General features: G+C 73.0%; 9 protein-coding genes. 1 reads left to right on the forward strand and 8 read right to left on the reverse strand.

Translation table 11 applies throughout. From position 1 onward, the window contains the following. Window positions 1-270: 270 nt before the first annotated feature. Window positions 271-3348, forward strand: coding sequence for an AfsR/SARP family transcriptional regulator (locus tag ABEA43_RS39125; RefSeq protein WP_345570068.1), 3078 nt, complete (start codon window positions 271-273; stop codon window positions 3346-3348). A 71-nt stretch (window positions 3349-3419) separates the two neighbouring features. On the opposite strand, the gene ABEA43_RS39130 is transcribed toward ABEA43_RS39125, so the two are convergent. The 8 genes from ABEA43_RS39130 to ABEA43_RS39165 all read right to left on the reverse strand — a co-directional run bounded on the left by ABEA43_RS39130 (window position 3420) and on the right by ABEA43_RS39165 (window position 12722). Then, complete coding sequence (locus ABEA43_RS39130) at window positions 3420-3647, reverse strand: hypothetical protein (RefSeq protein ID WP_345570070.1); 228 nt, start codon at window positions 3645-3647, stop codon at window positions 3420-3422. A gap of 92 nt (window positions 3648-3739) precedes the next feature. Then, window positions 3740-5011, reverse strand: a complete 1272-nt coding sequence (locus ABEA43_RS39135; protein ID WP_345570072.1) for a Zn-dependent hydrolase — start codon at window positions 5009-5011, stop codon at window positions 3740-3742. Further along, complete coding sequence (locus ABEA43_RS39140; protein ID WP_345570074.1) at window positions 5008-5184, reverse strand: MbtH family protein; 177 nt, start codon at window positions 5182-5184, stop codon at window positions 5008-5010. Before ABEA43_RS39140 ends, ABEA43_RS39135 begins: the two co-directional genes overlap by 4 nt. A gap of 1 nt (window position 5185) precedes the next feature. Beyond that, entirely contained in the window at window positions 5186-5935 is a 750-nt protein-coding gene (locus tag ABEA43_RS39145; RefSeq protein ID WP_345570076.1) for a thioesterase II family protein, read from the reverse strand. Window positions 5936-6051: 116 nt separating this feature from the next. Further along, complete coding sequence (locus ABEA43_RS39150; protein ID WP_345570077.1) at window positions 6052-9258, reverse strand: condensation domain-containing protein; 3207 nt, start codon at window positions 9256-9258, stop codon at window positions 6052-6054. Between the two features lie 16 nt (window positions 9259-9274). Beyond that, on the reverse strand, window positions 9275-9877 hold the full coding sequence (locus tag ABEA43_RS39155; protein ID WP_345570079.1) for an LOG family protein: 603 nt from the start codon (window positions 9875-9877) through the stop codon (window positions 9275-9277). Further along, window positions 9874-11226, reverse strand: coding sequence for a crotonyl-CoA carboxylase/reductase (gene ccrA / locus ABEA43_RS39160; RefSeq protein WP_425570446.1), 1353 nt, complete (start codon window positions 11224-11226; stop codon window positions 9874-9876). Before ccrA ends, ABEA43_RS39155 begins: the two co-directional genes overlap by 4 nt. Further along, on the reverse strand, window positions 11226-12722 hold the full coding sequence (locus ABEA43_RS39165; RefSeq protein ID WP_345570083.1) for an amino acid adenylation domain-containing protein: 1497 nt from the start codon (window positions 12720-12722) through the stop codon (window positions 11226-11228). The genes ccrA and ABEA43_RS39165 overlap by 1 nt, the downstream gene beginning before the upstream one ends. Between the last annotated feature and the right edge of the window lie 16 nt (window positions 12723-12738).

The raw sequence follows: 12738 nt of genomic DNA on the forward strand, positions 1-12738 counted from the left end.
AAGCGGTGGCCGGCGGAATTCCGCCGGCCACCGCGCTTGTTGTCACTTTTCGCGGACCGCTCTTCCGGGTTCCGAAGCACAGAACCTTCATCTGATCCGCCTCTCCCGTCGAATACGTACCGTGGCCGCCACGGTTCCTGACACCCCTGGCAAAACTGGGGTGGCAATCCCCGCAAACCGTGCTCAAATGGGAGATTACGGATTTGCCGCGCTCCAAATGATCAAGATACGGAAACACGGTCCGCGTCTGTCAGGCTCAGGGGGTAGTGCATGGCAAACGGCCTGTCGTTTCGGATCCTCGGTAGCCTGGCCGTCTTCGTGGGGGAAAGACAACTGGCCGTCAACGGCCTGCGCCAGCGCGTGATTCTCGCCGTGCTGATCCTCAACGCGGGGAGGGTCGTCTCCATCGAGCGGCTCGCCGAGGCCATCTGGGGGCCGCACCAGCCGCCTACCGCGCGTAACCAGATCGTCATCTGCATCTCGGGATTACGCAGGGCGCTGGCCGAGGCCGGCGCCTCGGGCGACCTGCTCGGCACCGCCCCGCCCGGATACGTGCTGCACGCCCGGCCCGAGCAGGTCGACGCCCTGGAGGCGGAGCGGCTGGCCGCCGAGGGCCGCGCGGCGCAGGGCGCGGGTGACCTGGAGACGGCGGCGAAGCTGTTCAGGCAGGCGTGCGACCAGTGGCGGGCGCCCGTGCTGGCGGGCGTGGAGAGCACGTACGTGGAAGGCGAGGCGCACAGGCTGGAGGACCGGCGGCTGACCCTCACCGAGGAACGCATCCAGCTCGAACTCGCCCTGGGCCGGCACGGGGACCTGATCCACGACCTGACCGCGCTCGTCGAGGCCAACCCGCTGCGCGAGCGGCTGCGCGCCCAGCTCATGCTGGCGCAATACCGCGGCGGCCGCCGGGCGGAGTCGCTGGACACCTACCGGACCGGCCGCACGCTCCTGGTGGACGAGCTGGGCATCGACCCGGGCAACGAGCTGCAGAGCCTGCACGACGCCATCCTGCGCGACGCGCTCGAACCGGCCTACCCCGAACAGCCCCGCCCCGCCGACGCCCCGCCCCCGGCCGCCGACCCGCACAGGACGGTTCCCGCGCAGCTCCCCGCCGACATCCCGCACTTCATCGGCCGTGCCGACGAGCAGGCCGAGCTCGACGCCCTGCTGAAGGAACGCGCCAGCAAGAACCTGCTCACGATCGCGCTGATCACCGGCGTCGGCGGCGTGGGCAAGTCCAGCCTGGCCGTCCGCTGGGGGCACAGCGTCGCGCACCTCTTTCCCGACGGGCAGCTCTTCGTGGACCTGCGCGGGTACGACCTCAACGCCGAGCCGCTCAACGCCGGCGTGGTGATGGACCGGTTCCTGCGCGCGCTGGGCGTCGGCGGCGACCGCATCGCGCACGAGCTGGACGAGCGGGCCGCCCAGTTCCGCACCACGATCGCCAAGCGCCAGCTCCTGATCGTGCTGGACAACGCCCGCGTGATCGAGCAGGTCAGACCCCTGTTACCCGGCTCGGGGAACTGCTGCGTGATCGTCACCAGCCGCGACCCGCTCGGCGATCTGACCGCCCGCGAGGGCGCCACGATGGTGCACCTCGACGTGCTGAGCGCCACGGACTCCGCCGCCCTGCTCGCCGGCGTGGCCGACCCCGCGGTCATGGACGAGGACCCCGGCGCCACCGCCCGGCTCGGGCGGCTGTGCGACGGCCTGCCGCTCGCGCTGCGCATCGTCGGCGCCCGGCTGACCGCCCGCTCCTACTGGACCCCCGCCCGCCTGGTCAAACGCCTGGCCGACGAGCGCCGCCGCCTCGACGAGCTCAGTTACGGCCAGCTCACCGTGCGGGCCACGTTCGCGCTGAGCTACCGGGACCTGAGCCCGGAGGCTGCGCGCATGTTCCGCAGGCTCGGGCTGCTGGAGGTGCCCGACTTCGCGCCGTGGGTGGGCGCGGCGCTGCTCGACATCGACGACATCGAGGGCGAGAACCTGATCGAGCAGCTCGTGGACGCGCAACTCCTCGAAGCCGTCGGCAGGGACTGCGCCGACCAGGTCCGCTACCGCTTCCACGACCTCGTCCGGCTGTACGCCAAGGAGCGCGCGCTGGCCGAGGAGAGCGAGCAGGAGCGGATGGAGGCCGTGAGCCGCGCGCTGGCCGGCTGGCTCTCGCTGACCGAGGAGGCCCACCGCAGGGAGTACGGCGGAGCCTTCACCCAGATGCACGGCGCGGTCACGCGCTGGCGCCCCCAAGACGTGGACCTGCTCCTCGAACGCCCGCTGCACTGGCTCGACTCCGAGCGCGGCGCGCTCATCTGCGCGGTCTCCCAGGCGTCGGACCTCGGCCTGACCCAGCACTGCTGGGACCTGGCGGTCACGGCCACGACGCTGTTCGAGTCCCGCAGCTACTTCGACGACTGGCGCACCACGCACGAGATCGCGCTGGCCGCCGCCCGCGCCGCCGGAGACGTCAGGGGCGAGGGCGCGGTGCTGTGCTCGCTGGGCAGCATGCACCTGTTCCAGCAGTCGCCGGACCGGGCCGGCGAGCGGCTGTGTGCCGCGCTGGAGCTGTTCGAGGGGATCGGCGAGCGCTTCGGGCGGGCCCTCGTGCTGCGCAGCCTGTCGCTGCTCGACCGGCTCAACGGCAGGTTCGACCACGCGCTCGCGCGGTACGAGGAGGCCAGGGAGATCTTCGCCGTGGTCGGCGACCACTTCGCCGAGGCCCACGTGCTCGGCGGCATCGCCCAGGTCCATCTCGACCAGAACCGCCTGGAGCTGGCCAGGACGCTGCTGGCCGAGGCGCTGGAGGCGTTCACCAGGCTGGGCAGCGAGCGCGGGCGCGCCCAGATCCTGAACCGGCTGGGGGAGACACTGCTGCGGCTGGGCCGGCTGGAGGAGGCGGAGTCGGCCTGCGAAGCCGCCCTGGCCCTGGTCAGGCAGCGGCTCGACGGGATCGGGCAGGCGTACATCCTGTGCGGGCTGGGCGAGATCCGGCTGCGGCAGGGCCGGTTGCGCGCGGCCGCCGAGAGCCTCGACGAGGCCCTTTTCATCGCCAGGGAGGTCAGGGAGCGGTTCGTCGAGGCCCGCGTGCACCTGGCGCTCGGCGAGCTGCGCTCCCGGCAGGACCGGCTCGACGAGGCGGTGCGCGACCTGTCCACGGCCCGTGACATCTACGCGAGCCTGGACATCCGCCTGTGGCGGTTCCGCTCGCTGGCGGCGCTGGGGCGGGTGCTCGCCCGCAAGGGGGACGTCGCCGCCGCCGCCGAAACGCTGAAAAGCTCTCTGACCTGCTGGGACGACCCGGAGGCCGAGGAGTGCGGGCAGGTCAGAGAGCTGCTGGCCGAGCTGTCGTGAAGCCGGCCGCCAGGTCTCTCATGCTGTTCTGTATGGTCAGGCCACTCGTCTCTGTAGGGTCAGGCCACTCGTCAGGTCCAGGTGCTGTCGTCGGTCTCCTTGCCACCGCCTGGGCCGGTCCCGCCCGGGGGCACCACGGGAACGGTCCCGGCAGGGAGCCCGATGGAGCCAGGGCCGCCACCGGCGATGACGGTGGCTAAGGCCGTCGAGATGTCCGCCTGCTGCGTCACGACCAGCGCGGCGACGCACAGAAGGAACACCGCGATCATCCTCGCGGTCCCGGGGAACCGTCTCGTCATTTCATACCTCATTCGCCGTCACGATTTGTCTGTCGTTTCTCGTGCTGGAAATGAAGTTACGGGGGCACCCCTACGCGCGGATATCGCCGTGGTTACCCGCGGGCAACCGGTGTCTCGTCGTGCCGCAGCACGGCGCTGAGCAGCACGTCAGCGCCCCAGACGAGGTGGTGCGGGTCGGTGTGCTCGCCGGGCGCGTGACTGATCCCGCCCCGGCTCGGCACGAAGATCATGCCGATCGGCGCGACGCGGGCCACGATCTGCGCGTCGTGGCCGGCCCCGCTCGGCAGGTGGTGGTACGCCAGCCCCCGGTCGCGGGCCGCCCCGGCGACCAGGTCGCGCAGCCGGGGGTCGCAGTCCACCGGCGTGGTACGGGCGCCCGGCTCGACCGTGACCGTGACGCCGTCCGCCGCCGCGATCTCGCCCGCGGCCCGGCCCAGCCGGGAGATCGCCGCGTCCAGCCGGTCCGCCGACACGTCGCGGAACTCCACGCCGAGCCGGACCGTGCCGGGGATGACGTTCCACATCCCGGGGCCGACGGAGCACGTGCCCGTCGTGGCCCGGAGCACGACCCCCTCCTCGGCGGCGATCGCCCGCACGGCCAGGACCACGCGGGCGGCCGCCACCAGCGCGTCGGCACGGTGGCCCATGGAGGTGGTGCCCGCGTGCCCGGCGACGCCTTCGACGGTGACCGAGACGTTGACCCGCCCGGCGATGCTCTCGACCACGCCGATCGGCACGCCGCGGCGTTCGAGCACGTCGCCCTGCTCCACGTGCAGCTCCAGGTAGGCGGCGATGTCGCCGGGCGCCCACGCGGCCTCGGGCAGCCGCCCGGCGTCCCCGCCGACCGCCGCCAGCAGGTCGCCGACGGGCACGCCGCGGTCGTCGAGCACCTTGGCGATCCCCGGCGGCAGCGCTCCGGCGAAGCCGTGCGCGCCCAGCATGCCCATGGTCCCGTGGCCGCCCTCCTCGTCGCAGAAGGCCACCACGGCCAGCCCATAGGCCAGCCGTACGTCCCGTTCCGCCAGCGTGCGGGCGACCTCGATCGCGGCGAGGACGCCGTACGCGCCGTCGTAGGCTCCGCCGTTCACCACGGTGTCGATGTGGGAGCCGAGCACGAGCGTCGCGGCGCCCCGATCGGCGCCCGGCCGGGTGCCGATCAGGTTGCCGGCCGCGTCCACGCGGACCGCGAGCCCCGCCTCGGCCATGAGCCGGGTGACGTAGGCCCGGCCCGCGACGTCCTCGGGGCTGAACGCGAGCCGCGTCACCCCTCCGTCGGGCGTCGCGCCGATGGCGGCGAGCGCGGCGATGTGCTCCATCAGCCGCGCGGCGTCCACCCCGGGCCGGACTCTCTCGGTGACGGTCATGAGGCGCGCAGCGACTTGGGCCGCATGTCCGTCCACACCTGCTCGATGTGGGCCAGGCAGCCGTCGCGGTCGCCCGCGTACCCGGTGGCCGACCATCCGGCGGGCAGGGCGCGGTCGCCTGGCCAGATCGAATACTGTTCCTCGTGGTTGATCACCACGACGTGGGTGCCCATGTCAGACCTCCAGATCGTTGACGATGCAGGCGAGCAGCTCGGCGCGGCGCTCGTGCAGGAAGAAGTGGCCGCCGCGCAGGACCCGGCAGCCGAAGTCGCCGCCCGCCTGCCGCGACCAGAGCCCGGCCGCGCCGGGCGAGACGACCTCGTCGTCCGCGCCCGTGTAGACGCGTACGGGATACGGCAGCGGCGGCTCGGCGCGGTGCCGGTAGGTGTCGGTGATCTCCAGGTCGGCGCGGATCCTCGGCAGCACCACGGCGAGCAGCCGCCGGTCGTCCAGCGGCATCCCGTGGCTGCCGCCGAGCCGGCGCATCCAGGAGACGAGCCGCGCCTCGGAGACGTCGTAGTGCGTCTCGCCGCGCGGCTGGTCGGGTGGGGCGGCCGCGGCGGCGAGCAGCGCCCGCGGCTGCCGGACGCCGCGCCGCCGCAGCTCCCTGCACAGCTCGAACGCCACCCAGGCGCCCATGCTGTAGCCGAACAGCGCGTACGGCCGGTCGAGCTGCGGCTCCAGCGCGTCGGCGAGCTCGGGGACGAGCTGGTCCATGCTGGTACGCGGCGTCTCCCTGATCCGGCGCTCGCGGCCGGGCAGGTTCACGGCCACGACCTCCACGGAGTCCGGCAGCAGGCCGGCCCACTGGCCGAACTCCACGGACCCGCCGCCCGCGTACGGCAGGCAGAACAGCCGCACGGCGGCCTGCGGCCGGGGCTCGGGGACGCTCGTCCAGGAGGCCGCATGATGAAGCACGGGCATCGGGGTCACCTCGTCGTCGGGTCGTCGGGTCGTCGGGTCGTCGGGTCGTCGGGGTCGTCCCGGCCGTCGGGTCGTGGGTCGTCGGGCCGTCAGGCCGCTGGGGTCGGCAGGTCGCGTCAGGCTGGCAGGGGGATGTCCGGGCATGTCACCACATCGGTGACCAGCTGCCGGAGGTCGGCGGCCAGCGTCGCCACGGTCTCCGGCCGGAACAGCGCGGTGTCGTACTCGAGGACCGCATGGGCGTGTCCCCCCAGGTCGGTGACCTCCAGGGCCAGGTCGAACTGCGCGGTGCCCAGCGGGATGGCCAGCCGCTCCGCCGAGACGCCCGGCAGCCCGTCATCGGCCGATTCGATCAGCCGCTGGTCGTGCAGGGTGAACAGGGCGTCGAACGGCTGCCGCCTGCCGAGCCCGAGCCGGGAGGTGAGCAGCGAGAGCGGCAGCTCCTGGTGCTCGTAGGCGCCGAGGAGGCCGCTCCGCACGCGCAGCAGCAGGTCGGTGAAGGTCGTCGCCCCCGACAGGTCGGTGCGGACGGCGACGGTGTTGACGAAGTGGCCGATCAGCCCGGCGACCTCGGCCCTGGCCCGGCCGGAGACCACGGAGCCGGTGACCACGTCCGGCGAGCCGGTGTGGCGGGAGAGCCAGAGCTGGAAGGCGGCCAGATAGACCATGTGCGGGGTGGTGCCGGTGGCCAGGCACAGTTCACGGACGTCCGCCGGTAGGTCGAACACCTGCTGCGCGCCCTCGAACCTGGGCCGCCGTGGCCGCGGGAAGTCCGTGGGCAGCGGCGGGCCGTCCGCTCCCGCGAGACGTTCGCGCCAGTAGCCGGTGAGCCGGTCGAGCCGTTCGCCCGACAGGGCCGCCCGCTCCCACCTCGCGTAGTCGACGCACTGGACCCGCGGCGCGGCCGGAGCCGGGTCGCCGGCGTCCGCGGCCCGGTAGTGCTCGCCCAGCTCCCGCCAGAAGATGGCCGCGGACCAGCCGTCGAAGGCGATGTGGTGGACCAGGAAGAGCAGCACGTGCTCGACGGGGGAGACGCGGTAGAGGATCGGGCGGACCGGCGGGCCCGCCGACAGGTCGAACGGCCTGCGGTACTCCTCCATGACCCGCTCCAGCGGATCGGCGGTGTCCACCACGGGCAGCACGAACGGGACCGGCTCCGCGACCCGCTGCACCGGCCCCTGCCTGGTGGCGGCGTACGTGGTCCGCAGCGCCTCGTGCCCCGCCACGACGCGGCCCAGCGCCCGTTCCAGCGCCGCCACGTCGAGCGGGCCGCGCAGGCGGAAGGCGTGGGGGGCGTTGTAGGCCAGGCTCTCCGGCGCGAGCTGGTGCAGGATCCACAGGCTCTCCTGGGCGTAGGAGAGCGGGTGGTCGGCGCCGGGCTCCCTGGGCGTGGGCACCGGGCCGGAGTCGGCGGGGGTGCTGAGCCAGTGGGCCAGCTCGGCCGGGGTGAGATGGTGGAAGATGTCGGAGATCGACACCTGTACGCCCAGGCGCGACTGCAGCTCCATGGCGACCTGGACGGCGGCGAGCGAATGGCCGCCGCAGGAGAAGAAGTCGGCATGCTGGTCGATCTCCTCGGCGTCCAGGCCGAGCACGCGCGTCCAGATGTCGATGACCACCCCGACCAGCTCAGCCACCTCACCGCCGGACCCACCCACGTCCGTCCCCGCCCTCGGCCGGACCTCGCCACCGGATGCCGGTGCTGAGCCGGGGGCAGCGGGCCGGGTCTCGGCGTCGGGGGCGGGAGCGGCCGGCTTGCGGAGGGTCGCGTGGCGGGGGTGCGGGGCCCAGTCGAGGGCGCTGAGCGGTCGTTCCGGATGGGCGGCCGCGTCGGCGAGGAGCCGTACGTAGTTGCCGGCGAGCCAGGCCGTGGTCCCGGCGTCGAACAGGTCGGTGTTGTAACGCAGCAGCCCCGAGGTCCCCTCCCCGCCGGAGATCAGCTCCATCTCCAGATCGAAGCGGATCGTGCGCTGCCCGAGCGGGAACGTGGTCAGCTCCAGATCCCCGAGCCGTACCAGCATGCCGCGCTCGCCGGGCGCGGCGGCTCCCAGGGGTGAGGCGTGCCCCGAACGGGCCCGCTCGATCTCGCCGCGCTGCGAGGCGCGCAACGTGAACGCCACGTCGAACAGCGGCGACCGGCTCGGGTCCCGCTCCACGCCCAGCCGTTCCACCAGCAGCGGGAACGGGTAGTCCTGATGGTCCAGGGCGTCGAGCACCGAGCCGCGGGCACGGCCGAGTGCCGTGGCGAAGCCCGGATCGCCCGACAGGTCGGCCCGCAGCACCACGGGGTTCACGAAATACCCCACCGTGCCGGCGAACTCCGGCCGGCTGCGGCCCGACGCCCACGTGCCCAGCAGGAAGTCGTCCTGCCCGGCCGCCCTGCCGAGCAGGAGCTGGAAGCCGGTGAGCAGCGCGGTGTACAGGGTGGTGCCCGACGCGGCGGCCAGCCCGGCCACGGCCGCCGACAGCGCGGAGTCCAGCCGCAGGGCGTGCGCGGCCCCGTTGAAGCTCTGGTCCGCCGGTCGCGGCCGGTCGGCCGGCAGGCGGAGCACGGGCGGGCGGTCGCCGAGCAGGCCGGACCAGTACCGCTCCAGCCGCCGCCCCTCGGGCCCCGCCAGCATGGCCGCCTGCCACAGCACATGGTCGGCGTACGTCGCCCCCGGCGCGCGCACCCCGGGGACACCGGAAGCGCCAGGGACGCCGAGGGCGCCGGAGACACCGGAGATACCGGAGATACCGGAGACACCGGGGATGCCGAGGGCGCCGGAAGCGCCGGAAGTGCCGCCCCCGGCGAAGGCCGCGTACGCCTGTCCGAGCTCCTCCAGGAGCTGGAACAGCGACCAGCCGTCGATGGCGATGTGATGGGTGACCCACAGCAGCACGGGCGGCCGGCCGGGCGCGCGCACCACCGTGACCCGGTACACCGGCCCGCGCGCCAGGTCGAAGGGCCGCCGCGCCTCGGCGTCGAGCAGGGCCGCGACGTCCTGGCCCGCGTCCACGTCGAGCACGCGGAAGGCGGCCCGGCCCGTGGGGCTCACCCGCTGCACCGGCGTGCCGCGCACGTGGGCGTACGTGGTGCGGAAGATCGGATGCCGCTCGGTCAGCCAGTCGAAGGCGCGGCGCAGCGCCTCCAGGTCGGCCGCGCCGTGGACCGTCCACGCGAACGGCATGTTGTAGGCGACGCCCGCCTCCGGCCTGACCTGGTCCATGAACCAGAGTGACCGCTGCCCGTACGAGAGGGGAAAGGGCGCTGCGCCCGCCCGCATCAGGTCGGCGAGCAGCGCCCGCTTGTCCGCCGCCGACCTCGGCGCTCTTGTGTCCATGACCGTGCTCCCGGGGTCAGGCCACCGGGACGACCAGGCGCTCGACGAGCTCCATGGCCTCCTCGGGGGAGTCTGCGGTGTGGAAGGCGGGAGCGGCGCCGGAGATCAGGTTGAGGCCGCGCAGCGTGTCCACGAGGTCGATGAAGGCGTCCCAGACGCCCTCGGGGTTGATGATGATCATCGGCTTGGCGTGCACGCCCAGGTACGTCGCCGAGATCACCTCCAGGATCTCGTCCAGCGTGCCGAACCCGCCCGGCAGCGCCAGGAAGGCGTCCGCGCTGCGCAGCATGTGCTCCTTGCGCTTGTAGAGCGTGTCGGTGACGTGCATCTCCTGCGCGGGAGCGGCGACGGCGCGCTCACGTTCGTAGATGAAGTGCGGGATCACGCCGCGGATGGCCGCGCCCTGCTCGGCGGCGGCCCAGGCGACCTCGCCCATGAGCCCCGAGCCGCCCCCGCCGTAGAGCAGGCGGTAGCCGCGCCGGCCGATGAGGCTGCCGGTCCGCCTGGCGGTCTCCACGATGGCCGGGGAGTTGCACTGCCCGGCGCCGCAGAAGACGCAGATCTCCAGGGGGTGGTTCCCGCGCAGCGGCACCCCGGCTTCCATGGTCGTGGAGCTCATGTCAGGTCTCCTAGCCGCGGACGGTACGGGCTGACGGACGGCATCAGCCGCTGCCTGAGCTCGGCGTCGCGTACTCCGAGGCCCTCTTCAGGAGCCAGGCAGAGCACGCCGACCTTGCCCTGGTGCGCGTTGCGCCGGACGTCGTGGACGGCGTCCGCCGTCTGGTCGAGGTGATAGGTGCGCGACAACGTGGGCTGGATCCGGCCCTTGGCGACCAGCCGGTTGGCCTGCCACGCCTCGTGATAGTTGGCGAAATGCGTGCCGATGATGCGCTTGAGGTGCATCCACAGGTACCTGTTGTCGAAGGAGTGCAGGAACCCGGTGGTGGAGGCGCAGGTCACGATCGTGCCGCCGCGGCGGGCGACGTACACGCTGGCGCCGAACGTCTCCCTGCCCGGGTGCTCGAACACGATGTCCGGGTCGTCGCCGCCGGTCAGGTCGCGGATGCACTGGCCGAGGCGGCGCCACTCGCCGACGTTCGGCGTGTGCTCGTCGTGCCAGAAGGAGAAGCCCTCGGCGACCCGGTCGATCACCAGCTCGGCGCCCGCGCGCCTGGCCAGCTCCGCCTTCTCCGGGGAGGAGACGACGCAGACGGGGGTGGCGCCGCCGCGCAGGGCGTACTGGGTGGCGTACGAGCCGAGCCCGCCGGAGGCGCCCCAGATGAGCACGGTGTCGCCCTGCTTCATGTTCGCGCCGTTGCGTGAGACGAGCTGGCGGTAGGCGGTGGAGTTCACCAGGCCGGAGCAGGCCGCTTCCTCCCAGGTGAGGTGGGCGGGCATCGGCATGAGCTGGTTCGCCTTGACCAGGGCGAGCTCGGCCAGGCCGCCGAAGTTGGTCTCATAGCCCCAGATGCGCTGGTCGGGGTCGAGCATGGTGTCGTCGTGGCCCTCCGGGCGCTCCAGCTCCACCGACAGGCAGTGCGCGACGACCCGGTCGCCCGGCCGCCACGCGCTGACCCCGGCGCCGACGCGCAGCACCACGCCCGACAGGTCGGAGCCGAGCACGTGGTACGGCAGGTCGTGCCGGCGCGCCAGCTCGCTGCGCCTGCCGTACCTGCGCAGGAAGGAGAACGTCGGCACCGGCTCGAAGATGGCCGACCAGACGGTGTTGTAGTTGACCGAGGAGGCCATGACGGCCACCAGCGCCTCGCCCGGCCCCACCTGGGGGGTGGCCACCTCGTCCAGGTGCAGCGACTTGCGCGGATCCTTGTCGTCGCCGGGCAGACCTTCGAACATGTCGCTCTCGTCGGCGTGGACGGTGACGGCCGCGTACGACTCCGGCACGGCCAGCGCCGCGAACGCGGCGGGATCGCTCTCGCCGCCGAGCACGGCGTCGCGGATCGAGGTGATCATCGGGTTCCCTCCAGGGCGAGTCTGTCGAGCTTGCCGTTCGGGTTGAGCGGCAGCTCGGCGACGGTGCGGAAGCGCGCGGGGATCATGTGCGCGGGCAGGCTGCGGCCGCACAGCGCGCGCAGCTCGCGCGCCGCCGGCGGATCACCGACCAGGTACGCGGCCAGCAGCGGCTCGCCGCCCGGCGGGGTGTGGACGGCCACGGCCGCGTCGGTCACGCCGGGCACGCCGCGCAGCACGGACTCGATCTCGCCCAGCTCGATGCGGAACCCGCGGATCTTGACCTGCGAGTCGATCCTGCCCAGGTACGCGAACGACCCGTCGGCCAGCTGCCTGACCAGGTCGCCCGTCCGGTACCAGCGGCGTTCGCCGTCCCCCAGGTCCAAGACGGGGAAGCGTTCTGCGTTCAGCTCGGGACGGCCGACGTACCCGGCGGCCAGGGCCGTGCCGCCGACCCACAGCTCGCCCTCCGCGCCGGTCGCGGCGACCCGGCCGTCCCCGGCCACGACCGCCGTCCTGACGTGGCGCAGCGCGCGCCCGATGTTGGTCGGGGAGGAGGTGTCGAGCACCGTGCGCCGGTCGACCACCGTGCAGGTGGCGAACACCGTCGTCTCGGTGGGGCCGTAGATGTTGACGATCTCCTCGTGGCCGCCGGCGACGTCCATCCAGCGGCGGATGGTGTCACGGTCGATGGCCTCGCCGCCGAAGACGAGATAGCGCAGCGCCAGCGGCGCCGGCTGCTGTTCCATCGCCCACGCGAGGTACTTGAACATGCTCGGCACCTGGCAGAGCACGGTGACCTGCGTGCCGGCAAGGGTCTGGAGCAGCCGCCGCGGGTCGCGGGCGACGTCGGGCGGGATGACGACGAGGCGCCCGCCGTACAGGAGGGGGCCCCAGATCTCCCAGACGGAGAAGTCGAAGCAGTGGCTGTGGAACCAGCTCCACACGTCGCCCGAGCTGAAGGAGAAACGCTCGCGCGCCGAGCGGAACAGCTCCAGCACCGCCCCTTCCGGGGTGGCCACGCCCTTCGGCCGGCCGGTGGAGCCCGAGGTGTAGATGATGTGGGTCGGGATCTCGGGGGAGCGCGCGACCGGGGGCACGAGCGGCGCGCCCGCCCCGGTCACCTCGACCCGGGGAAGATCGTCGAACGGCCAGGAGGCGCCGGGATCGGCGCAGACGGCGCGCAGCTCGCTGTCGCCCGCCATGAAACGCACCCGCTCGGCCGGATAGTCGGGATCGAGCGGCACGTACGTACAGCCGTGGCCGACCACCGCGACGATGGCGGCGACGACCTTCCAGGAGCGCCGCATGAAGATCCCCACCCGCTCGCCGGGTGCCAGCCCCAGCGCGGAGAAGGAGGCGCGGATCCCGGAGACGCAGGCGGCCAGGTCCGCGTAGGTCACGGAGTCGGGCCCGTCGGTGACGGCGACCGCGTGCGGCCGCCGCCGGACCTGCTCGTGAAAGGCGGAGCTGAGAGAGCCGAATTCTTCGTCCACAGTCGAGGACGATCCC

The sequence above is a fragment of the Nonomuraea rosea genome (assembly GCF_039539705.1).
In the GTDB taxonomy this organism is placed as follows: Bacteria; Actinomycetota; Actinomycetes; order Streptosporangiales; family Streptosporangiaceae; genus Nonomuraea; species Nonomuraea rosea.